This is a genomic window from Alysiella filiformis (assembly GCF_014054525.1).
Classification (GTDB): Bacteria; Pseudomonadota; Gammaproteobacteria; order Burkholderiales; family Neisseriaceae; genus Simonsiella; species Simonsiella filiformis.
In genome coordinates, this window is sequence record NZ_CP059564.1 from 819,796 (window position 1) to 842,953 (window position 23,158).

Sequence of the window (23,158 nt, forward strand, 5' to 3'; positions counted from 1 at the left end):
GTTTGTCGGGTGTAAGTTGTACCATACATGGTGTCCCATTTTGTGTTTGATTGAGCATATCAATCATTTGCAAAAGGGGCGGATATGAAATCCGCCCCTTTGTCAGTTGATAAATGGGTTGTGCAAAGGTTTCAGCCTGTTATTGCCTTACCAAATATCGGTTTTGATTTTGCGTTTTAAAACGGGGTGTTCGCTCAATTTGAACTCGGGTTCGGTTTTGCCCATTTTCACTTTGCTGGTGTAATCTTTCAGCAACAGCAGCACCAGTTTATACAGCAATGCAATCGCAATCAAATTGATGAGTGCCATAATGCCCATGCTCAAATCGCCCATATCCCACACAATGGCGGCTTCTTTTGCCACCGCGCCAAAATACACAAATGCCAACACAATCATGCGAAACACCGTCATCAATGCCGCATTGCCGTGCAAATAGCGCACGTTGGTTTCTGCATAAGCATAGTTGCCAATGATGGTGGAAAACGCAAACATAAATAAAATGACCGCCAAAAATTGTTGCGCCCAAGCACCAATTTGGCTGGATAAGGCTGCCTGCGTTAATTGAATGCCGCTCAATTCGGGCGTGGCTTGAAAATCCGACAACAAAATGATGAATGCGGTTGCCGAACACACCAACATCGTGTCCACAAACACGCCCAGCATTTGAATTAAACCTTGCGATGCGGGGTGTTTCACATCAGCCGCCGCCGCCGCATTGGGCGCAGAACCTTGACCTGCTTCGTTGGAATACAAACCGCGTTTGATGCCCATCATCATCGCTTGTGAAATCAAGCCACCCAACAAGCCGCCACCTGCCGCTTTGACGGTAAACGCATCTTCAAAAATCAACGCAAACATTTTGGGAATGCCACCCAAATTGGTCAAAATCACAAACAATGCCACGCCCAAATACAGCAAAGCCATCAATGGCACGATTGCTTCGGCAACACGCGCCACCCGTTTTACGCCACCAAAAATAATTGGGGCGGTCATGATAACCAATACGGCGGCAATGCCGTGTTTGTAGTTGTCCCATGTTTCTTCGCTCACGCCGTGCGATGGGGTCATGCTGGCGGCAGATTGTACGGCTTGTACAATGGTGTTGGCTTGAATGGCATTGTAAACAAAGCCAAAACACAAAATCAGGCTGACTGAAAACAACACCGACAACCAACGTTGTCCCAAACCGTGTGCGATATAATAAGCGGGCCCGCCACGGAATAAGCCTGTTTCTTTGTCGCGCACTTTAAATAATTGCGCCAAGCTTGATTCTGCAAATGCCGATGCCATGCCGATTAAAGCCGTTACCCACATCCAAAACACGGCACCTGCGCCACCTGCGGTAATGGCAATGGCAACCCCTGCAATATTGCCCGTACCCACGCGGCTTGCCAAACCTGTTACAAAGGCTTGAAAGGCGGTGATGCCGTGTGGGTCGTTGGCGTTTTGTCGGCTGCCTTTGATTTCTTTGATGCTGCGTAAAAACAAGCGCAACTGCACCAAACCTGTGCTGATGCTGAAAAACAAACCCACACCCAACAAAATCCAAATCAGCCAATCCCACAAGGGCGAACTGATGGCATTGACCGAACAATGCACGCTTTCAAAAAAGCCTTCTTGCGCAAAGCAAGAAACGTCTTTGTTGTACATAAAATCATCTCTCCAAAAAAGGCTTTCAGGCTGCCTGAAAGCAATTTAATTGCAAAAACGTGCAATTTTAATACAATATTTACATCATTTAAATCATATTTACAAAAACAGCGTGCCATGTCTGCCCCAAAACACTCGCCCACAAGCGCACTGCTTATGGTAGTATCGCAAATGGCTTTCAGGCTGCCTGAAAACGCATTCCCCCATCATCAAAAGGAAAATTCCCATGAAAATCGTTTTTTTAGACCGCGACACCCTGCCCACACGCCCATTTCACTTTGATTTTGAACACGAATATGTGGAATACGCCCTGACTTCGCCCGAAGAAACCCACGAGCGCGTGAAAGATGCCGACATCGTATTAACCAATAAAGTGGTTTTCAATCAAGAACTTTTGGCAAAATTGCCCAATCTGAAATTGATTTGCCTTGCCGCCACAGGCTACAACAACATTGATTTACCTGCCGCCAAAAACGCAGGCGTAACCGTGTGCAACGTCCGCGCCTATGGCAACGACAGCGTGGCGCAACACGCTTTCATGATGATGTTGGCATTGAGCCGCAATTTGCCTGCCTATATGCGCGATGTGGCGGCTGGTGTGTGGCAAAACGCGCCCTTTTTCTGCCATTATGGTGCGCCCATTCACGATTTGAACGGCAAAACTTTGGCGATTTTTGGTCGCGGCAACATTGGCAAAACTTTGGCAGGCTATGCACAAGCCTTTGGCATGAACGTGATTTTTGGCGAACACAAAAATGCCACCACCGTGCGCGAGGGCTATGTGCCATTTCAGGCAGCCATTGAACAAGCCGATTTCATTTCGCTGCATTGTCCGCTCAATGCCGACACGCAAAACATGATAGGCGAAGCCGAATTGCAAGCGATGAAACCCCACACCATTTTAATCAATGTGGGACGCGGCGGATTGGCAGACGAGCAAGCCGTGTTGGCAGCCTTAAAATACGGCAAACTGGGTGGCGCAGGCTTTGACGTGCTGACCACCGAACCGCCACGCGAAGGCAATCCCCTGTTGGCGCATTTGCCCAATTTGATTGTTACCCCACACATGGCATGGGCAAGCAGCGAAGCCCTTGAAAACATGACCAACATTATGGAAAAAAACGTGAATTTGTTTGTGGCAGGCACACCGCAAAACGTGCTGTAACAACATAAACCAAGCAGCCTGAAAACCGCAATGTGTTTTCAGGCTGCTTTTGCGATGCGCCAACGGTTCATTCGCGATTGCGACCGTGCCAAAAATACCGCCACACAAAGGCAGGAAATGCCGCCACCAAATACAGGCAAATCGCCACAACATAAAATTCCCAGCCTTGACGGTGAACCATACCCGAACGGCTTTCCAGCACATAGCCCAATGCGCCAATCAACACAAAACCCAATGCCAATTCGCCCAAATGGTGCAAAATGGTTTTGTTTTTCAATGCAATAAAACCCAATCCGCGCTGCGTGATAAAAGGCAAATTGGCAAAAATCAAGGTCAAAATCAAGAGGGTGTACATGGGGGCAGTCATGATGTGCTTTCCTGTTCTTGCGCCAAAGCCGCCGTCAATTCGTCAAAGCCACACACGGCTGTGCCGAGTTTTGCCACCACCACGCCAGCCGCCGCATTGGCAATGTGCATAGATTCAGGCAGGCTGAAACCTGCCGCCAAACACAAACCCATCGCCCCAATCACGGTGTCGCCCGCCCCTGAAACATCGTACACTTCTTGGGCGCGGGTGGCTTGGTGGTCAATTTGGTTTTCGCGATACAAACTCATGCCCTCTTCGCTGCGTGTGAGCAACAAGGCTTCCAAGCCCAAATTTTCGCGTAATTGTTGGGCTTTGCGCGTGAGGCTGTTTTCGCTGTACCAACTGCCCACGGCTTCGCGCAATTCGGCACGGTTGGGCGTGAGCAAGGTGGCGTTGGCGTATTTGTCGTAATCGCTGCCTTTGGGGTCAATCAACACGGGTTTGCCGATGGCGCGCGCGGTGGCAATCATCACCGCCACATGGTTCAACACGCCTTTGCCATAATCGGACAAAATCACCACATCATATTGCCCCACCAATTTGCCAAATTGCTGCAACACATCGTTCAGGCTGCCTGAATCGGGATTTTCTTCAAAATCCAAACGAATAAGCTGTTGATTTCTGGACAAAACGCGCAATTTTACCGTGGTGGGCGCGTGTTGGCTGCGTAAAATGTGGTTGGCAATGCCATCTTGCGCCAGCAAATCGGCAAGCGTATCCGCCGCCTCATCATCGCCCGACACCGACAACAACGCCACTTGCCCACCCAAAGCGGCAATGTTACGCGCCACATTGGCTGCACCGCCTGCGCGGTGTTCGGTTTTGCCAATTTTGGCAATGGGAACAGGGGCTTCTGGCGAAATGCGGCTCACATCGCCAAACCAATAGCGGTCGAGCATCACATCGCCCACCACCAAAACTTTGGCATTTTGAAATTGAGAGATTTGGGGTAAATTTTTCATTTTATTTCATTATTTCGTTAAATGGGTTTTCAGGCAGCCTGAACAAGACTCGCCGCCTGCTGATTGATTTCACGCAACAACGCCACAGGATTATCGGCTTGGGTAATCGGTCGCCCCATGACCAAATAGCTAGAACCTGCTGCAAGTGCTTGTTTGGGTGTCATGATTCGGCGTTGGTCGTCTGCATTGTGGGCGGTGTCCAAGCGGATACCAGGGGTAACCAACCAAAAATCATCGCCCAAATTTTGGCGCAACAAAGCCGATTCTTGCGCGGAACACACCACACCGTCCAAGCCCGAATTTTGCGCCAATTTTGCCCATTTCAACACCAAATCTTGCGGATTTTCAGGCAGCCCAATTTCCGCCAAATCGCTTTCGCTCATGCTGGTCAGCACGGTTACGCCAATCAATTTGGGGCGATGTGTGTGCTGGGCAAGGGCTTCGGCAGCCGCTTCCATCATGCGTCTGCCGCCCGAAACGTGCATGTCCACCAACCACACGCCCATGTCTGCCGCGACCTTGCAGGCTTGCGCGACCGTGTTGGGAATGTCGTGGTATTTCAAATCCAAAAACACCTTAAAACCTTGATGTATCAGCTTTTCCACCAAATGCCGACCTGTGGCGGTAAACAATTCCTTGCCAATTTTCAACTGGCACAAGCTGGGGTCTAGCTGACGAACAAAATGCAAAGTCTCATTTTCATTGGCAAAATCCAACGCCACAATCACGGGCGTGGGGGTGTTTTCAGATGGGGCATCTAAAATTAAAGGGTTCATTTTATTGTCCTTTTTTCAATAATCAATAAGCTTTTTTCTGTTTCCATTTCAATCTGAACCATTGCACCAGTGTAATCAAAACGGCGGCAACAATCGTATGAATCAGCGCATCCAACCACATAAACCAACCCGTTAATTGATGTGATAAAGGTATGATTTTTTGATTTTTTGCATCAAATCGGTAACGATAAACGGCTTGATACAACTTGGTTTTGAATTTCAATTCATAAACGTGATTGTGTGCAACATTCAATTCTGCATCAAAATGTTGATGTGGAAATTGTGCATTCTGCTCCCATGGTCGGGTAATATCGCCTTTCAAATCAAAATCATCGTACAAGATAATATGGGGGACAGTTTGGTCGTCAAACAATCGGGTTGCGATTGGAAAAGGCTTGGGCGCAGGATTTTTATCATTAAAAACATGGGTGTGCCAACGCGGTAACACCATGCCCCCCATCAGCAAAAAGAAAAACAATAAGCCAATTAACGTCATGATTTGAAATGATTTATTGTTTTTCTTGTGTTTGTGTTTTCGGTTCATGGTATCAGTCTTTTGCAAATGAAGTTTTCCACCAAAAACGCAACCATTGCCCAATCGCAATCAACACGGTCGCCACAATCAAATAAAACAGCGCGTACATCCAAATAATCCAACCCGTTGTTCTGAAAGAAATGGGTACGACTTTTTGATTGGCTTCGTCCACTTTGTACTGAAAAATTTGGGTGAAAATTTCGCTTTTCAGTTTCAATTCGTATGTGTTTTTACCGCGTTTTCTGAATTCTGCGTCCAAATTTTGATAGGGAAATTGCGCGTCTTCCGTCAAAAGCCCTGAAATATTGGACTTATTTTGCAAATCTGCATAGGTGATAAAGTGTGGCGTAACGCGATTGACTTCCCCCAAAACAATCAGAAAAGTGTGTGGTGGCGGATTGTTTTCATCGTAACGGTGCGTATTCAAATAGGGCAATCCCACCAATCCCATAAACAAAAAGAAAAACGTTAGCCAAATTAAGGTGCTTAATTTCAAAGATTTTTTGGGTTTTCTGAAAGGTTTTTTTCTGCTCATGATGCTTGCTCCGTCAAAGTTGCACGCAAATCCGCCAAACCCGCACCGCTTACAGCAGACACGCGCACGGCAATCGTTTCGCCCAAATGATTTTTCAGGTAGCCTGAATTTTGCTCGTTTTCAGGCAGCAAATCAATTTTATTGTAAACAACAATTTGCGGAATTTTGTCCGCCTTAATTTCCGCCAAAACCGCGTTCACGTCTTGAATTTTGCGTTCCAACTCGGGGTCAGCCGCGTCCACAAGGTGCAACAGCACGTCTGCCAAAGCCGTTTCCTCCAAAGTGGCGGAAAATGCCGACACCAATTTGTGCGGCAAATCCTGAACAAAACCAACGGTATCGGTCAAAATCACGCTGGCGTTTTCGTTGAGGTAAACGCGCCTTGCGGTGGTGTCCAAAGTGGCGAAAAGTTGGTCTTTTGCCAACACATCGGCTTTGGTTAAGCGATTGAATAAGGTGGATTTTCCTGCATTGGTGTAGCCCACAATCGCAAACGTTTTTAGGCTGCCTGAAAGTCGCGCTTTTCGGCGTGTTTCGCGTTGTTTTTTGACTTGGTCTAGCTGTTTGCGTAATTGTGTGATTTTGGTTTGGATTAAACGGCGGTCGGTTTCCAGTTGCGTTTCGCCCGGCCCTTTCAAGCCAATGCCGCCTTTTTGACTTTGTAAGTGCTTGTATCCACGCACCAATCGGCTGGACAAATGTTGTAATTGTGCCAATTCCACTTGCAATTTGCCTTCTTGCGATTGGGCGCGTTGGGCGAAAATCGCCAAAATCAAGCCCACGCGGTCGAGCACGCGGCATTGTAGGATTTTTTCCAAATTGCGCTCTTGGGTTGGCGACAATTCATGATTGAAAACCACCAATTCAATTTGATTTTCTTGAACTTTTTGTGCCAACTCTTCGGCTTTGCCCGTGCCGACAAACAGGGCGGTGTGGGCTTTGTCGCGTTTGGCGGTTTCGGTGCAAACCAAATCGCCACCTGTGGCTTTGACCAATTCGGCTGCTTCGGCGCAGGCTGCCTGAAATTGACGTTCACGGCTTTCATTGCTGCCTGAATAAGTGTCTGATAATAAAACCGAAACCAACATAATGCGTTCGGCGTGTTCTAGGGATTTGTCGGTGCGAAATCGGGTCATTTTTCAGGCTGCCTGAAACAAAAATGCGCTTATTATAACGCGGATACCGCCACATCACGATGAACTTGCACGATAAAAATCGCCATCAATTTGACACAAAAATGGGGCAGATATGCAATCTGCCCCGACACAATGCGGTGTAACAAAGGTTTCAGGCTGCCTGAAAAGCAGCAATCAATGATGACCGCAACCGCTTTCTTTCAAAGCCTCTTCCGCTTGCACATCGGCATGGTATGAACTCCGAACCATCGCGCCAATCGCCGCATTGGTAAAACCCATTTCATAGGCTTCTTTTTCAAATTGCTTGAACATATCGGGCGTAACATAGCGCAACACAGGCAAATGTCCGTCAGACGGCTGCAAATATTGCCCAACGGTAATCATTTCAATATTGTGTTCACGCATATCGCGCATGATTTCGCGCACCTCATCGTCCGTTTCGCCCAAGCCGACCATAATGCCCGATTTGGTGGGAATATGTGGCTGCATTTCCTTGAATCTTCTCAACAATTCCAAAGAATGCTTGTAATCCGAACCGGGACGCGCTTGTTTGTACAAACGCGGGTGGGTTTCCAAATTGTGGTTCATCACATCGGGCGGATTTTTGGACAAAATGTCCAAGGCAATGTCCAAACGCCCACGGAAATCTGGCACGAGAATTTCAATTTTCGTATTCGGGCTGCGTTCACGAATGGCGTTGATGCAATCGGCAAAATGCTGTGCGCCACCATCGCGCAAATCGTCCCTGTCCACTGAAGTGATGACAACGTAGCGCAAACCCATTGCCGCCACGCTTTCTGCCAAATTTTTTGGCTCATCGGGGTCAAGCGGATTGGGGCGACCGTGTCCCACATCGCAAAACGGGCAACGGCGTGTGCAAATGTCGCCCATAATCATGAATGTGGCTGTGCCTTTGCTGAAACATTCGCCAATATTGGGGCAAGACGCTTCTTCACAAACGGTGTGCATTTTTTGGTCGCGCAAAATATTCTTGATTTCAAAGAATTTTTTACCTGTTGGAATTTTGGCGCGTATCCATTCGGGTTTTTTCAGTTTTTGTTCCAAAGGCACGATTTTAATCGGAATGCGCGCGGTTTTGCTTGCGCCTTTGTGTTTTACGCCTTGGGCATTGTCTAGGGGGTTGGTGGTTTCGGTGGTCATAATTTTAACTCTTTGTCTTTTAAATTAAAAAATATTTTCAGGCTACCTGAAAAGATGACATTTCTGTTTCGGATTTTATCCAATGGCTGACAACAATCAACACGGCTGCTGCCATAACCAAATACGCGCCAAATAAAAATGAATAAGCCTGCTCTGGATGAAATTTGCTTTTAAATAAAAACACGCAGGAAATCATGGAAACAGATAAACACAGTTTTTTAACTAGGCTGGGGGCAGGTTGTTCGTCCCAATCCGAACGCAATATCTGATACAAATTAATGCCCAAAACAATCGCTACCACCCACATCACAGGATAATTCCAAGCCAAATAACCCGTCATAAAATTCCCAAAAAAAGAATTTTTAACCAGTATGCTCATCAAATTTGTATTTACCCATGGCAATAAACAACCCACCAAACCCATAATGTATGCCGCCATCAAAAATTTTCGGCTTAATAAATTGAGTGATTCCCCACCTATTTGCCCGCGTTTTTTGCTTTTACGGTGTGGAGCAGGGGCAACTTCGGGTTCGTTATCCACATTCAGCACTTCTGCTTTGAAAAAATCAGGTTGGGTGCGGCGCAATTCTTGTGTGTATTGGCGGCGTTGTTCGGGATTTCGCAGAGTGTTGGCAATTTGGCGCAAGGTATTGATGTCTATTTTTTGGGTTTGTGCTGCTGATTTAATGGCGCGTTCAATTTCATTTAAAGACGCATCATGATGTACGCCCAACTGTTCATAATAATTCATGGATCATCCCCTTAAATGGATTGTGGTTTATGACACATTCATTTGTTGTTTTTATCAATACACAAAGGGTTTTCAGGCTGCCTGAAAATCATGATGTTTGCTTGTTTTGAATCATGTTTTTTAACCAGTTATCCCAGTCTGGACGGATTTGGCGCAGTGTTTTATGCCAATACAGGCAACCCCATATGACATCGTGCGCGGCTGGTGTATTGTACGCAAACATTTGGGTAATAAAGGGTTCTAAAATTTCCGTGCTTTGGGTCATACCGCCGTGGTCGCCATAGACAGAGCGGGTTTCGGTGTGGAGTACGTCCAACAGAGGTATGATTTCAGGCTGCAAGATAAGCCATGCTTGCGGATTGCCATTGAGCACTTCCTCCAACCAATATTTGATGTTTTCCAAGCTTTGAAAACGCGGGTCGTGCCAAAGCAGACGCAGTGTGGCGAGTTGATTTTCGTATTCTCTTGCATCTTGTGGATAATCAAAGTCAAACAGCCAAATCAGTTCATATAAAGCGCGGTTGCGTTTTTTATCGGGTAAATTCAGCAAAATATCGCGCACTTGTTCGGGTGCGTGCCAATGGGGTAATTGGAGGTGGTTCATGTTTCAGGCTGCCTGAAAAACTACGCCAATTCGCGCACCAAATGTGCCGTCAATTTATCCGCCACTTCGTCAAAAGTGGGCATTTGATTTTGCGGCAACAAATCCGCCATTTGCACCATTTCCATGCCCGCATAGCCGCAAGGATTAATCTGCTGAAACGGCGACAAATCCATGTTCACATTCAGCGCAAGCCCATGATAAACCGAGCCATTTTTAATCCGCAATCCCAAAGACGCGATTTTCCGCGCCCCAACGTAAACCCCTGGTTTTTGTGGGTCGGCGGCGGCGGTAATGCCATAATCGGCAAGTGTGGCAATAATCGCATTTTCCAAAGCGGAAACAATGTGGCGCACACCCTGTTTTCTGCGCTTAAAGTTTATCATTGTGTAAACAACCACTTGTCCCAAACCGTGATAGGTAATTTGTCCGCCACGGTCAATTTGCACCACGGGAATGTGGCTTTGGCGCAACAAATGTTCCGCTTTGCCAGCAAGCCCTTGTGTGAAAACAGGAAAATGTTCCACCACCCACAATTCGTCTTCGGTGGATTCGGTGCGCGTGTCGTTGAAGTGTTTCATGGCTTCAAACACGGGCGCGTATTCTTGTCTGCCCAATTTTTTGATTTTCATGATTTTATTTTCAGAAAAATGTTTCAGGCTGCCTGAAAATCAAAACACCACTTTAACCATAGGGTGTGATGTTACGGCACGATAAATGTTGTCCAAATGTTCTTGATTTTCGGCATGAACCGTTACCGTTGCCCCCACAAATTTGCCGCCCGAGCTGGGGCGCAATTTCACATGACTTTCGTTGGTATTGGGCGCATGTTGTTGAATGGCTTTTAAAATTTCGGATACAAAATCGGGGTGTTCCGCGCCCATGATTTTCAAATTAAAATCGGTGGGAAATTCGATGAGCGATTGTTTTTCTTGATGGTTTTCTTGGTTCATGGTGTGGCTCTTGCGATTTAAGATAAAAGCTGCCTGAAACGATTTCAGGCAGCTTGTGTGGTTCAAATTAGGCTTTTAAACAAGCATTTTTCACGCCTTGAATGGATTTTTCCAATCGTTCAATGGACAATTCGCCCACGGTTGTCCAAGTGGTTGAGCAGTTGGGCATGCGCACCACGGTAAAGGGGTATGCGCCCAATTTGTTGCCGTGTGATTGCATGAGTTGGCGACTGTCGTTGCCTGTGTAACGCCAAATGGGGTAGCTCACGGGCGTGGTTTTCAAAAATTGGGTGATGTTTTGTGGTTGGTCAATGGCAATGCCTATCATGGCGATTTTTTCTTTTTTGCCTTTTTGTTTGTACCATTCGCTCATGGCGGGCATTTCTTTGCGGCAGGGACCGCACCACGATGCCCAAAAATTCAACACTTGAATTTGTTTGCCTTTGGTGGGAATGTCAATGGGTTTGTTGTTGGCGTGATTGACAAAATCGCCTGCGTTTGCCAACGACATCATGCCCAATAAAAGGCTGCTTAATAATAATTTTTTCATATTGTTTTGATTTCCTTGATGATTGAAGGTGTGTGTGTTGTTTAAAATGTTTATGATAATGCCCAGCCGCTAATGACCATGATTTTTTTGTCTTCGTCCAAATGGCAGGCAAAGCCTTTTAATTGGTAATAGGCTTGTACGTCTTTCATGGAAGTGGCATCGCCAATATAAACGGTGCATTCGCGCTTGCCATAGGTGAGGGCGGTACGCAATTCCACATCAATATCGTTGAGCAACAATTGGTTCTGAATTTCCCATAAGCGCACAAATTGTGTCTTGGCAATTTCAATGTCCATAATCCTAGTTCCTGTTTTAATTGTTAAAATGGTTTAAACTGCAAAATAGTCCTTTTGGAATTATAGCAATTTTTTGGCTTTGTGGTTGTCTTTTGATATGGGCTTGTTTGTTTTTTTCAAGGGCAAGGGGCTTTCAGGCTGCCTGAAAGGGGTTAAAATAACGCTTTTTTTATCGCCACATTTTATGAATCACACTGCGCCCAAAAATTCCCTTCCTTTGATTCGCCGTCCATGGTTTGCTTTTTTGAGTTCCATGCGTTTTGCGGTGGCTTTGTTGTCCATTTTGGCGATTGCGTCCATTATTGGCACGGTGGTGCAACAAAATCAGCCGCCACAAAATTATGTGGTGCAATTTGGCGCATTTTGGGCGGAAATATTTGGTTTTTTGGGGCTTTTTGATGTTTATGCTTCATCGTGGTTTGTGGTGATTATGTTGTTTTTGGTCATTTCCACGGGGCTGTGTGTGTGGCGCAACACGCCCACTTATTTGCGTGAAATGAAATCGTTTCGCCTGAACGCCACCGCCAAATCATTGGCACACATGAAACACACCGCCACGCTTTCAGGCAGCCTGAACGCGGAAATTGTGCAACAATATTTGAAAATTCAAGGTTTTCAAACCAAAACCGAACAGCGCGAAGATGGCAGCGTCATCGTGGCTGCCAAAAAGGGGGCAATGAACAAATGGGGCTACATTTTTGCCCATCTTGCGCTGATTGTGATTTGCGTGGGCGGCTTGATTGACAGCAATTTGCTGCTCAAAGTGGGCATGATGACAGGGCAGATTAAAGCCGATACCACCAGCCTGTTTGCGCGCGATTTCAAGCCCGAAAGCACATTGAGCGAAAACAACATTTCCTTTCGCGGCAACACCGAAGTGGTGGAAGGTCAAACCATAGACCAAACTTTTTTAAATGCCGACAAAGGCTTACTCTTACAAAAACTGCCATTCACATTGGAATTGAAAAAGTTTTTTGTGGAATTTTACGACACAGGCATGCCCAAAGATTTTGCCAGCGACATCATCGTTACCGACAAAAAAACAGGCGCAAAAATTGAAAAAACCATACGCGTCAATCACCCACTCACGGTAAACGGCATCACCATTTACCAATCCAGCTATGGCGATGGCGGTTCGGACATCACGCTCAAAAGCTGGCATTTGGGCGGTTTCAGCCAGCCTGCTGAATTGAAGGCGGTGTCGCAACGCCAATTCCCTTTGGATTTGGGCAGCGCGGGACAATACAAATTGGAATTTGGCGAATTGCGCGTGTTTAACGTGGAAAATTTGCGCGACAACGACAGCCTGCCTGAAAACAAAATGCACGAAGTACGCAGCGTCAATCAAGACAAAAAATTCCAAAATGTGGGACCAACCATCACCTACAAAATCCGCGACAATGCAGGTCAAGCACACGAATATGTGAATTACATGCTGCCCTTGCAACGCGAAGGCGCACTGTTTTACGCCACAGGCGAGCGCAGCAATGTGAACGACCCCTATCGCTGGCTGATGATTCCAGCCGACCACAACCGCAAATTGGACAGTTTCATGGCATTTCGCCACACCCTGTTGCAGCCTGCTGAACGCGATAAAATTGTGGCGATGTCGGTGCTGAATGTGAACGAAGCCACGCGTCCCCAATTCAAAATGGCGGTGGAAAACCTGTTGCGCCAATTTGCCGAAGGCGGCTACCTTGCGATTAACGAACACATCAAAAATACCGTGCCAGCCGCCGACCAGCAAAAAACGGGCGAGTTCATGTACCAAATTTTGTATGGCACAATGAATGTGGCACTCGACCACGCCTTGCGCCAAGCAGGGCTGCCTGAAATGCCTGCTGGCGAAGAGCGCAATCGCTTTATTTTAAACAGCTTGGACGGCTACACCGCCATGACCCGCTTTACCGCACCCGTGTTGTTGCAACTGGACGGTTTCAAACAAGTGAACATGTCGGGTTTGCAAATGACCAAATCCCCAGGGGCGAGCTTGGTGTACATCGGTTCACTGTTTTTGACTTTGGGCGTGATTTTCATGTTTTACATACGCGAAAAACGGGCATGGTTTTTGTGGGATAAAAATGGTGCGCGATTTGCCATGTCGTCCAGCCGCAACGAGCGTGATTTGAACCGCGAATTTCCCGAACATTTGGCAAAATTGGAAACGCTGGCGCGGGATTTGGGGGAAAACAGGGAAAAATGAGTTTTTCAGGCAGCCTTTGATTGACCTATCAAAAGTGGGTTTTGCCTTCGGCGACTTACTTTTTAAAAAAGTAAGCCAAATACCTTGATGCTCAACGCTTGCATTTCAAAATCAAGATTTCAGGCTGCCTGAAAATCAATTTCCCCAATAAATTTAATCTTAAACACATCAATTTTCAGGCAACCAATAGGGTTTTTCAGGTAAACTCTCGGACTGCCTGAAAATCACCATTTCTTTTATAAATTTTTATTACACATTTTGGAGTGTTAATCATGTCTTATTCTATTTTTGATGTTGCAAATTGGTTTTTAAGTCAAGCTACTATGTCTCCTAAAAAACTACAAAAACTGTGCTATTACGCAGAAGCGTGGACGCAAACTTTGTTAAAAAAAGGCTTAGTAAATGACACGCAATTTCAAGCATGGCGACATGGTCCTGTTTCAAAAGAATTGTATCAAAAATACAAAGAATATGGTTGGAATAATATTCCAATGCTAACTGGATGTGAAAATATATTCGCTGATAATGAGCCTGTATTAAATGTACTTTATTCAGTTTGGCAAACTTATGGGGATAAATCTGCCAATGAATTGGAAGCCTTGACTCATCAAGATGCCCCTTGGATTTTAGCTCGTGATAGAGCAGCTGCTAACCATGGTGATGCATCACAAGAAATCATTTTGCCTGATGATATGAGGGCATTTTATGGCAAATTATATCAGGGAGATTAATTTCAATGGGACAACTGGACTCCAGAACAGCACCACAAAAGGGCGTTTGTTTGGATAGACGTGAAATTAAATTCAAAATTCGTTTGGCAGATAAAATGCAAAATGGTTTTGATTTTAAAAAATTAAGTAATTCAAAAGCAGCCAAAGATTTTCAAAATTTTTTAGATGAAACCATTGGTAAAGATTTAAGTATTACAGAAGTAGATAAACTGTTTTTACGCAAACAAGGTGGTGTTTCTGAAACTGTCAGTATCCCTATTTCTAAATGGGATAAATGCGGAGTGCGCGACCACAATCAACCATTTGATGAACATACTGAACGTGAAATTTATCACTATGGCAAAGATAGGAAGCCTTTTAGGTTGTTCGGTTTTTACGAAGATGGCTATTTTGTTATTTTTATGATAGACCCCACACATGAAAAACATTCCAAATAAATTTTAAATAATGAGCAATAAATTATGAATGAACACACCCCTACACTCAACGAAAGGCTGCCTGAACACGGCACAGCCGAAACGCCCCCCACCACGCGCTTGCCGCAACACGAATTGTTGCGCGAAAAAGCGTGGTGGAAAAATCTGTCCATAACCGACTGGCTGTTTGCCATTGCCATACTCACGATTGCCGTGCTGGTGCAAATCAAAATGCCGCACCACATGGACGTGTATGAAGTCGCCATTTTGTGGACAAGTGCCGCCATTGCCACCGCTTTGGGTTGGTTTTTCAAGCCCATGCGTTGGTTTATTTTGGGCAGCGTGGCTTTGGCATACATGGCGGTGGGTTTGTACAACGGCAACATCGCCCACGCTGGTGAACCGCCACAAGGCAAATTTTTGTTGCGCTATTTGTTGAGCAGCCAATCGGCGATTATGTGGCAATCGGCTTTAACGATTTTTGCTTTTGTTTTGTACGCTTTGGGTGCAATCGTGGCGTGGAAACAAGAACGCAGGCTGCCTGAAAATGGCGTTTCGCCCCAACCGAATTTGTTGCTGGGCATGGCTTCGGGTTTGGCGTGGTCGGCGGCGTTTGCGGGCTTTGTGGGTTTGCTGGTGCGCTGGCACGAAAGCTATTTGTTGCGCCCAGACGCGGGGCATATCCCTGTATCCAATTTGTATGAAGTGTTTATTTTGTTTATGGTGATTACGGGTTTGATGTATTTGTATTATGAGCGCAAATTCACCATGCACAAATTGGGCGTGTTTGTGTACACCATTATGGTGGCTTTGGTGGCATTCACGCTGTGGTACAGTTGGGAACGTGGGGCGCATGAAATTCAACCACTTATCCCTGCTTTGCAATCGTGGTGGATGAAAATTCATGTGCCAGCCAATTTTATTGGCTATGGTGCGTTTTGCATGGCGGCGGCGTTTGGTGTGGCGGAACTGTTGGCATTGCGCGGCATAAAATGGCTGCCCGATGCCGCCCAAATTGAAGAAGCAATGTACAAAGCCATTGCGGTGGGATTTTTGTTTTTTACCATTGCCACCGTGTTGGGCGCATTGTGGGCGGCAGACGCTTGGGGACGCTATTGGAGCTGGGACCCGAAAGAAACTTGGGCATTTATCGTGTGGTTGAATTATGCGATTTGGCTGCATTTGCGCTTGGTGGCTGGCTGGCGCGGTAAGGTGCTGGCGTGGTGGGCGATTATTGGCTTGTTCATTACGGCATTTGCGTTTGTGGGCGTGAACATGTTTTTAACGGGTTTGCATTCATACGGCAGTTTGTAATAATTTTCAGGCAGCCTGAAACCTGTGCAAAACCTGCTTTTAAACTGATGTAGGGGTGGATTTCATATCCGCCCCTTTTCAATTTAGGGTTCATTCACTTAAAAAATGGATTTGGTGCAACAAGTTGCACACCACATGGCTTTATCAATCAATAAAAAAGGGCAGATATGAAATCTGCCCCCTGTATGTGTTTTGAAATGGGTTGGTTGAGGTTTCAGGCTGCCTGAATGGTTGTGGCAAATTCAATCATTTACCGATTTGGCTGCCAATCACACCGCCCAAAGCTGCGCCACCCAAAGTTGCGCCTGTGTCGCCACCAATCAGGTTGCCCACCACGCCACCTGCCACCGCGCCCAAAGCCGCATTGGTTTGCTGACTGCTCAAACCTGTGCCGTAAGATGAACACGCGCCCAAAGAAATGGCTACGCTGGCAACTGCCAAAGTTTTCAAAATAGTGTGTTTCATGATGTTGCTCCAAAAATGGGTTGTGAAATAAATGCTGTTGCTGCAAAAAGTATCGCACAATATCGCGCGAAAATGTGCAAAGGCGCGTAAATTTTTTGCATTAGGACGCGCTTTTTTCAGCTTGTAAGCGTTCTTGTTCGGCTTTGTATTGGCGCAACCATTGTAGGGCTTCGGCTTTTTCGCTGTCGCTGCCGTATTGCATTTTGTGCATGGCGCGGCTGTATGTGGCTTTTTCTTGGGCTTTGCGGATTTGTGTTTCGCGGAAATGGTCTCGGTTGTTGGTTTCTACCCTTTGTGTTTGTTGTGCTTGGGCTTTTTTCATGGCTTGGGCAATCAAATCGGCTGGGCTGAATGTGCTTTGTGGTGCGGGTTTTTGTTGTTGTAGGGATTGGGTGGCGGCTTCGCGTTGGGCGATTTTGGCGCGGCGTTCTGCGTCATCGCGGGCTTTGCGTTGGGTGTGCCATTGGTAACGCGCTTGGGCGTGGCTGGCTGCCTGAAAGCGCGTTTCGTGGGCATTTTCGTCTGCCAAATGGCGATTGCGCGGTAAAAATGCGTCTGCCACGGGCTGCAAGTGTATGCAATCCACGGGACAGGGTGCCACGCACAAACCGCAACCTGTGCATTCATCTGCCAACACGGTGTGCATGTATTTGGACGCGCCCATAATCGCATCAACAGGACATGCGCGTATGCACGCGGTACAGCCTATGCACACGGTTTCGTCTATCCACGCCAACACTTTGGCTTGGATTTTGACGGGACTTTGGTATGCCACGCCCAATAAATCTGCCAAATCTTGTGCTACGGTTTCGCCGCCTGCGCTGCATAAATTGGTGGTGGTTTCGCCTTGGGCAAGGGCTTGGGCATAGGGCAGGCAGCCTGAAAAGCCACATTCGCGGCATTGTGTTTGGGGCAAAAGTTGGTTGATTTGTTCGGCGTGAATGGGAATCATGATTCAAAAAACATTTGAAATTCAAAGGGGCGCAATCATACCAAAAAATGCGGTTTCAGGCAGCCTTTTGCGGTAAATGGCTGCCTGAAACCGTTTTACGCTATAATTACGAAAATTAACACACAGAAAGCCCATCATGACCATTTATGAAATTTTGCGCCCGCTCATTTTCAAAATGGACGCGGAACAAGCACACCATTTGGCACTGGGTGCCTTAAATCGGGCGCACGCATTGGGTATGCTGCCCATTGTGCCAAACCACACGCGCCCCACCAAACTGATGGGCTTGGATTTGCCCAACCCGATTGGCTTGGCGGCAGGTTTGGACAAAAACGGGGCATACATCAATGCTTTGGCTGATTTGGGATTTGGCTTTATTGAAATCGGTACGGTAACGCCACGTCCGCAAGAAGGCAACCCCAAACCGCGTCTGTTTCGCCTTGCCGAGCATGAAGCCATCATCAACCGCATGGGGTTCAACAATTTGGGCATAGACCACTTGATACACAATGTGCAACAAGCCCAATTCAATGGCATTTTGGGCATCAACATCGGCAAAAATGCCACCACCCCCATTGAAAACGCCACCGATGACTATTTGATTTGCTTGGAAAAAGCCTATGCCCACGCATCGTATATCACGGTAAACATTTCATCGCCCAACACCAAAAATCTGCGCGATTTGCAAGGCGGCAATGAATTGAACAAATTGTTGGGCAGCCTGAAAAACCGTCAAGCCCAATTACACACATCGCATGGCAAATATGTGCCGCTTGCCGTGAAAATCGCCCCCGATTTGGACGCAAACCAAATCGCCGAAATCGCCCAAATCGTCTTGCAAAACGAAATGGACGGTGTGATTGCCACCAACACCACCACCGACAAAACCGTGTTGGGCAACCACCCACTCGCCCAAGAACAGGGCGGTTTGAGCGGTGCGCCTGTGCGCGAAAAAGCCAATGCGGTGTTGCACAATTTGGTGCAACATTTGGGCGGTAAAGTGCCTGTGATTGGGGCAGGCGGCGTGCTTTCAGGCAGCGATGCCAAGGAAAAACTGGCTTTGGGCGCAACGGCGGTGCAGGTGTACAGTGGCATGGTTTATCGTGGCACGGATTTGGTGCGCGAATGTGTGAATGCGGTGCGCGTGTGAACATTCAGGCTGCCTGAAACAACATCATCAATCAAACAAGGAATACAAAATGTTCAACAAACCAGAAGAATTGATTATGGCAATTTTGTTTGCCATTTGGGTGGGGCTGACTTATGTGTTGGCGGCATACACAGGCGTGGGCATCAGCACGATATTGTGGGTTACAGGCAGCACGGCGGTGTGGGCGGTGGCGGTATTTTGGCTGTGGCGCGTGGGCAAACTCAATGCGATGACTTATCCACTGGCATTGGGTGCATGGGTGGCGTGCTGGTGGTGCTGGTTCAACGGCTGGGCAATGCGTGGCGGTGCCGACCCTGCCGCTTTACCGTGGTACACCGCTTGGTGGTTTAAATTGCTGTTGAGTGCCGTGCCAACTGTATTGGGCTATTTTTACGAATGGCGTAAAGCGCAAAAACCGACTTTCCGATAAAAATCAGCCAAAAACGCTGCCTGAAACTGGGATTCAGGCAGCGTTTTTTTAGGGTCTGAAACCTTTGCCAAGGTTTCGGGCTATGCAGAAAAATCAGTGTTGTTGCACTTCACTTGCGGCAGCAGGTGCAGCAGGTTTGGCTGCTTTGGCGGCTGCCAACAATTTTTCAGGCATCAGCGATGAATGGTGGCTGGTAATCAACCATTGGTTGCCGTCCCATTTATAGGTGTAGCTGTAACGACCTGTGGCTTTTTCGCCTGTTTTCAAATAGGTAAAGGTGTAAACACCCGCGTCCAAAGCGGTGTTACAACCGATTTGAATGTAACGCTCGTTGATTTCACCCACGGGCGATTTTTCCAAGAAATGCACAAAATAATCTTCTTTTTCGGCAGGGCTGTAACGCACTTTGTCGGACACGGTGGGCAACAAAATGGAATCGTTGGCGTAGTTGGCGACCACATTGGCGGGTTTGCCTGTTTTCAGGGCATTGTTCCAACGGTCAAACAGGCTGGCGATTTCATCATCGGTGGTGGCACGGCACACGGCGTTTTGTTGCGCGGTGGCAACAGGTGCGGCTGCCTGAACCGCAGGTTTTTCATCGTGAGCGGGTTTTTTGGGTGCTTTGGCTTCTTTGTTGCCGCCACCGCAGGCTGCCAGCAGGGTTGCCAAGGTCAATACAGCGCAGGTTTTTGCGTATTTCATGTTTTTTCCTTTGTATTGTGGTTGAGAATAGAGTAGCTATATTAGGGCATTTTACAAAATTTAGCAAATTTATGTAAAATGCCCGTTCTGCAATTTTTTGAGACAAATATGAAAGCCACAAATCACATCGCGCCACACGAACAAAATCATGAAATCATTGATTTACAACCCATCAATTTGTCGCCCGAAGAACAAGAAAAACGCCGCCGCCAACGCCAATTATGGGGCGAGCTGGAACAGGAAGCGACATTTGCCCCTGCATTGCCTGAAACACCGATTGTGGCACCGTCTGCTGCTCCTGCTGCTCCTGCTGCTGTGGTTGATGTGCCACATGAAGTGGCGACTCATGCGGCGGTGCAAGCGTCCACCGTGTCATCGGCTGGCGATGGGGCTGGCTGGAAAATTTTGGGTGGCGCGTTGCTGCTGGGTGGTGTGGGCGCGGCGGTAGCTGGCGGTGGCGGTGGGCGCAAATCCCCATCTCCCCAAAATCAGCACGCTGCCAATCAAAACAATGATGTGGCAAACAACGCCCCCAAGCAGCCTGAAACACCATCGCCAACAAAAACCAATGTGCCATCTGTGTCGCCCACAAATGGTTCGGCAACTTCATTGGCAAACAAACCAACTGAATCAGCCACACCCACACAAAACGCGGAACCCACTCTTACTGCCCCAATTGTGGGTTGGGACGGTTTACCCAATATCAGCCAAAGCAATCAAAATCAATCTTTTGTGCTTTCAGGCAGCCTGAAAGCCGACCCCAATGCCACGCAAACCACGGTGTCGCTCAACATAGGCGGCAAAAACCACAAGGCGCAAACGGTGGGCGAAAAGTGGACTTTAACGCTTTCAGGCAGCGAGCTGGTGCAAAAACAAGGCGAAAATGCAGTTGAAATCGGTGCCATATCACAAGCGAATGGCAAAACGGTGCAAGGTCAATTGCTGGCGGCGGCATATTTTGTGGACACGCACATTGCCACGCCCCAAGTGACGCTCAACAAAATGGCGGACAAATTGACCACCGATACGCAAACCGTAACCCTTTCAGGCAGCCTGAACGGTGTGGACGCGGACGCGAGTGCCGTTGTGCGCGTACAAATCAACGGTGGCGAAATGAAAACGGCAAAAGTGTCGGGCAACTCTTGGACTTTAACCGTGCCAGCCAGCGAAATGGTGGCTAAATTGGGCGAAAACCGCGTGGACGTGAGCGCGATGGCGACCGATAAATTCGGCAATACAGCACAACACGCCATTGGTGATGTATATCAAGTTGGCAGACCTACAGAAACACAGATTATTTATGCATCTGGCAAAATGGACAGCGTTTCAGGCAGCACCGCCCACACATTTGACGGCAAAAATCTGTTGGATACCGCCAAAATACTCAAAAATGAAAACGAAATATTGCAACGCTACATTTCTGCCAAAGGCGAAACCGCGATTGAAAACAACATTGTGGCAGCTTACGCACCCGACAGCGACCACGATGGCGTGATTGACGCATTTGACCGCAATCCGAACACTTGGGACGTATCGGAGCGTGATTTGCGTATGTTTGCGAGTTTGGCATATACAGACGGCGATATTTTAAAACAAGCATTCAATGATAAAAATCAGGCAGCCATAGAACAAGCATCTTTGAAAAAGGGTTTTTGGTCAGATAAAAATTATTTTTTGAACCAATTGACACTCAATGATGAAGCCATTGGCAAATGGGAAGTTTTAGAAGCCGAAAGCCAAAGTAATGGTTTGGACTATGCCATTTTTGGTAATGGTAAAAAAGCCAATGGCAGCTATGAAAATGTGGTGGTGGCATTTCGTGGTACGGAACCCACCCGATTGGCTGATGTATGGAGCGACCTACAACTGACATTTAAGGGAAAACCCGACCAAGTTTCAGGTTTTGAAGAAATTGCTGCGAATTTAATGCAAAAATACCAACCCAAAAATGTTTATTCCACAGGGCAATCTTTGGGTGGTTATTTGTCGCAGTATTTTTCAGCATACACCATGCAACAAACCGCAGACCGCCGTACTGCATTTAAACACAATGCCATTTTCAATCCTGCCAAAATCACGGCAAGTGAAAATTCAAGCCTCAGTGTACAAGAAGCATTGGAAACCAGTGAGCAGTTTTATCAAACAGACTGGATAGACAACAGCGATAAAACCGAAACCGTAAACAAGCTGAAAAGCAATTCGTATGTGATTGATAAAGAATGGGTAAGCGCAGGTATTCCATGGCACGCAGTCATTGGCACAGCATTGGTTAGCCCGACCATTGCATTTGCTATGGCTGGTTTTCGCGGATTAGGCAAATACCCCAATACCACAAATTTCACATTCAAAAGTGGCGATTTATGGGGGAAACATTATATGAATAGCTTTTACGAAAAAGATGAAAGCATTAAGCAGCATTTCAGTAAAGGTTATCGCATTGACAAAAACTATCTTGAAGACGACACCGATAAAGACGGCTTAACCGATTACCAAGAAAAACGCATCGGCACAGATTTCCGCACAGCCACCGCGCTCAACGGCAAAGACACAGACAGAGACGGCTTTTCCGACCATTTGGAAATCAAGCTCGGCAGCAACTGGCAAAATGCCGATGACATGGTGGAAGTCAGCAGCTTTGTGGCACGCAGCGAATGGGACAGCCCCATTTTGGCGGTTGCCGCCACCCACACCACCGATGACAACCACGCCTTTTTGGGTGCAACAGGCTACCTTTTGTCGCCCACCGCCAAAGGCAATGATTTAACCTATGCCCCCACAGGCACAAACATCAATTTGGGCATTGCCAACCACACTGAATGGCAAACTTGGTTGGATTCAGGCAGCAAAATCATCAACGGCACACATGGTAACGACACACTTTCAGGCAGCGATACCGCCCAAATTTTATTTGGTGGCGCAGGCAATGATGTTTTGCAAACAGGCAATGCCCAAACCGTGTTGGTGGGTGGCGATGGCACAGATACCTTCCAATTTACCGCGTCCAGCTTGCTTTCAGGCAGCCTGAATATTGTCAGCGATTTAAATGCCAACGATAAACTGGATTTTTCCGCCAGCCGCGAATTGTTCAGCGACCGCAATGGCAATTTCAAATGGTCAGATGTTTTGGGCGAAAACGCAGCAGCATTCCAAAACCAATCCGCCCTGATTTGGCAAGACGACAGCAAAACATTGGCATACAAATCCAGCCAATCCAATGATTTACACGTTTTTGCCCGCTTTGACGACAGCCAAACGCTGGCGAGCATTCAGGCAGCCATCGTTGCCTGAATCCAGATAAAAGTCATTGATAAATTTAAGTAACTTTACCCCCTCTCCCCATGGGAGGGGGCTGGGGGG

At 47.1% G+C, this 23,158-nt stretch carries 25 protein-coding genes; 8 read left to right on the forward strand and 17 right to left on the reverse strand.

Features of this window, described 5'->3' with window-relative positions:
* Window positions 1-147: 147 nt before the first annotated feature.
* Window positions 148-1,650 carry an alanine/glycine:cation symporter family protein gene (locus tag H3L97_RS04010; protein ID WP_097113868.1) on the reverse strand — a complete coding sequence of 501 codons (1,503 nt, stop codon included), beginning with the start codon at window positions 1,648-1,650 and terminating at the stop codon, window positions 148-150.
* 226 nt (window positions 1,651-1,876) lie between these two features.
* Here H3L97_RS04010 and H3L97_RS04015 point away from each other — a divergent pair, with 226 nt between their 5' ends.
* Window positions 1,877-2,815, forward strand: a complete 939-nt coding sequence (locus H3L97_RS04015; protein ID WP_097113869.1) for a D-2-hydroxyacid dehydrogenase — start codon at window positions 1,877-1,879, stop codon at window positions 2,813-2,815.
* A gap of 67 nt (window positions 2,816-2,882) precedes the next feature.
* Here H3L97_RS04015 and H3L97_RS04020 read toward each other — a convergent pair whose 3' ends face one another.
* The 13 genes from H3L97_RS04020 to H3L97_RS04080 all read right to left on the reverse strand — a co-directional run bounded on the left by H3L97_RS04020 (window position 2,883) and on the right by H3L97_RS04080 (window position 11,438).
* Window positions 2,883-3,182: a DUF2818 family protein gene (locus tag H3L97_RS04020; protein ID WP_097113870.1), complete on the reverse strand. Its 300-nt coding sequence runs from the start codon at window positions 3,180-3,182 to the stop codon at window positions 2,883-2,885.
* Window positions 3,179-4,144, reverse strand: a complete 966-nt coding sequence (gene rfaE1 / locus H3L97_RS04025) for a D-glycero-beta-D-manno-heptose-7-phosphate kinase (RefSeq protein ID WP_097113871.1) — start codon at window positions 4,142-4,144, stop codon at window positions 3,179-3,181. Before rfaE1 ends, H3L97_RS04020 begins: the two co-directional genes overlap by 4 nt.
* A 29-nt stretch (window positions 4,145-4,173) precedes the next feature.
* Window positions 4,174-4,920 carry an orotidine-5'-phosphate decarboxylase gene (gene pyrF / locus H3L97_RS04030; protein WP_097113872.1) on the reverse strand — a complete coding sequence of 249 codons (747 nt, stop codon included), beginning with the start codon at window positions 4,918-4,920 and terminating at the stop codon, window positions 4,174-4,176.
* 22 nt (window positions 4,921-4,942) lie between these two features.
* On the reverse strand, window positions 4,943-5,464 hold the full coding sequence (locus H3L97_RS04035) for a hypothetical protein (RefSeq protein WP_097113873.1): 522 nt from the start codon (window positions 5,462-5,464) through the stop codon (window positions 4,943-4,945).
* A 4-nt stretch (window positions 5,465-5,468) separates the two neighbouring features.
* Window positions 5,469-5,990: a hypothetical protein gene (locus H3L97_RS04040; protein WP_097113874.1), complete on the reverse strand. Its 522-nt coding sequence runs from the start codon at window positions 5,988-5,990 to the stop codon at window positions 5,469-5,471.
* Window positions 5,987-7,126, reverse strand: a complete 1,140-nt coding sequence (gene hflX, locus H3L97_RS04045) for a GTPase HflX (protein WP_097113875.1) — start codon at window positions 7,124-7,126, stop codon at window positions 5,987-5,989. Before hflX ends, H3L97_RS04040 begins: the two co-directional genes overlap by 4 nt.
* Window positions 7,127-7,300: 174 nt before the next feature.
* Window positions 7,301-8,287, reverse strand: coding sequence for a lipoyl synthase (gene lipA / locus H3L97_RS04050; RefSeq protein ID WP_097113876.1), 987 nt, complete (start codon window positions 8,285-8,287; stop codon window positions 7,301-7,303).
* A gap of 37 nt (window positions 8,288-8,324) precedes the next feature.
* The gene (locus H3L97_RS04055; RefSeq protein WP_097113877.1) at window positions 8,325-9,038 is read right to left on the reverse strand and encodes a J domain-containing protein; all 714 of its coding nucleotides are present in this window, start codon (window positions 9,036-9,038) and stop codon (window positions 8,325-8,327) included.
* A gap of 88 nt (window positions 9,039-9,126) precedes the next feature.
* A complete protein-coding gene (locus tag H3L97_RS04060) occupies window positions 9,127-9,642 on the reverse strand; it encodes a hypothetical protein (protein WP_097113878.1) in 516 nt (171 codons plus the stop codon).
* A 20-nt stretch (window positions 9,643-9,662) separates the two neighbouring features.
* The gene (gene lipB, locus H3L97_RS04065) at window positions 9,663-10,271 is read right to left on the reverse strand and encodes a lipoyl(octanoyl) transferase LipB (protein ID WP_097113879.1); all 609 of its coding nucleotides are present in this window, start codon (window positions 10,269-10,271) and stop codon (window positions 9,663-9,665) included.
* 39 nt (window positions 10,272-10,310) lie between these two features.
* Window positions 10,311-10,592, reverse strand: coding sequence for a YbeD family protein (locus tag H3L97_RS04070; protein ID WP_097113880.1), 282 nt, complete (start codon window positions 10,590-10,592; stop codon window positions 10,311-10,313).
* Between the two features lie 67 nt (window positions 10,593-10,659).
* Entirely contained in the window at window positions 10,660-11,142 is a 483-nt protein-coding gene (locus H3L97_RS04075; RefSeq protein ID WP_097113881.1) for a TlpA disulfide reductase family protein, read from the reverse strand.
* A 50-nt stretch (window positions 11,143-11,192) separates the two neighbouring features.
* Entirely contained in the window at window positions 11,193-11,438 is a 246-nt protein-coding gene (locus H3L97_RS04080; protein WP_097113882.1) for a hypothetical protein, read from the reverse strand.
* A 253-nt stretch (window positions 11,439-11,691) separates the two neighbouring features.
* Here H3L97_RS04080 and H3L97_RS04085 point away from each other — a divergent pair, with 253 nt between their 5' ends.
* The 4 genes from H3L97_RS04085 to ccsB all read left to right on the forward strand — a co-directional run bounded on the left by H3L97_RS04085 (window position 11,692) and on the right by ccsB (window position 16,102).
* Window positions 11,692-13,641 (forward strand): cytochrome c biogenesis protein ResB, encoded by a 1,950-nt coding sequence (locus H3L97_RS04085; RefSeq protein WP_224446406.1) that lies wholly within the window; start codon window positions 11,692-11,694, stop codon window positions 13,639-13,641.
* Between the two features lie 272 nt (window positions 13,642-13,913).
* A complete protein-coding gene (locus tag H3L97_RS04090) occupies window positions 13,914-14,372 on the forward strand; it encodes a Panacea domain-containing protein (protein WP_097113883.1) in 459 nt (152 codons plus the stop codon).
* 5 nt (window positions 14,373-14,377) lie between these two features.
* Entirely contained in the window at window positions 14,378-14,809 is a 432-nt protein-coding gene (locus H3L97_RS04095; protein ID WP_097113884.1) for an MAG6450 family protein, read from the forward strand.
* 24 nt (window positions 14,810-14,833) lie between these two features.
* Window positions 14,834-16,102: a c-type cytochrome biogenesis protein CcsB gene (gene ccsB, locus H3L97_RS04100; protein ID WP_097113885.1), complete on the forward strand. Its 1,269-nt coding sequence runs from the start codon at window positions 14,834-14,836 to the stop codon at window positions 16,100-16,102.
* Between the two features lie 246 nt (window positions 16,103-16,348).
* On the opposite strand, the gene H3L97_RS04105 is transcribed toward ccsB, so the two are convergent.
* Together H3L97_RS04105 and H3L97_RS04110 are read right to left on the reverse strand one after the other, a co-directional pair.
* Complete coding sequence (locus H3L97_RS04105) at window positions 16,349-16,567, reverse strand: glycine zipper 2TM domain-containing protein (RefSeq protein ID WP_097113886.1); 219 nt, start codon at window positions 16,565-16,567, stop codon at window positions 16,349-16,351.
* A gap of 100 nt (window positions 16,568-16,667) precedes the next feature.
* Complete coding sequence (locus tag H3L97_RS04110) at window positions 16,668-17,516, reverse strand: RnfABCDGE type electron transport complex subunit B (RefSeq protein WP_371271241.1); 849 nt, start codon at window positions 17,514-17,516, stop codon at window positions 16,668-16,670.
* A 139-nt stretch (window positions 17,517-17,655) separates the two neighbouring features.
* Here H3L97_RS04110 and H3L97_RS04115 point away from each other — a divergent pair, with 139 nt between their 5' ends.
* Window positions 17,656-18,669: a quinone-dependent dihydroorotate dehydrogenase gene (locus H3L97_RS04115; protein WP_097113888.1), complete on the forward strand. Its 1,014-nt coding sequence runs from the start codon at window positions 17,656-17,658 to the stop codon at window positions 18,667-18,669.
* Window positions 18,670-18,718: 49 nt separating this feature from the next.
* Window positions 18,719-19,099 carry a hypothetical protein gene (locus H3L97_RS04120; protein WP_097113889.1) on the forward strand — a complete coding sequence of 127 codons (381 nt, stop codon included), beginning with the start codon at window positions 18,719-18,721 and terminating at the stop codon, window positions 19,097-19,099.
* A gap of 93 nt (window positions 19,100-19,192) precedes the next feature.
* On the opposite strand, the gene H3L97_RS04125 is transcribed toward H3L97_RS04120, so the two are convergent.
* On the reverse strand, window positions 19,193-19,801 hold the full coding sequence (locus H3L97_RS04125) for a DUF4440 domain-containing protein (RefSeq protein ID WP_097113890.1): 609 nt from the start codon (window positions 19,799-19,801) through the stop codon (window positions 19,193-19,195).
* 108 nt (window positions 19,802-19,909) lie between these two features.
* On the opposite strand from H3L97_RS04125, the gene H3L97_RS04130 reads away from it, so the two are divergent.
* Window positions 19,910-23,089 carry a calcium-binding protein gene (locus H3L97_RS04130; RefSeq protein WP_097113891.1) on the forward strand — a complete coding sequence of 1,060 codons (3,180 nt, stop codon included), beginning with the start codon at window positions 19,910-19,912 and terminating at the stop codon, window positions 23,087-23,089.
* Window positions 23,090-23,158: the final 69 nt, after the last annotated feature.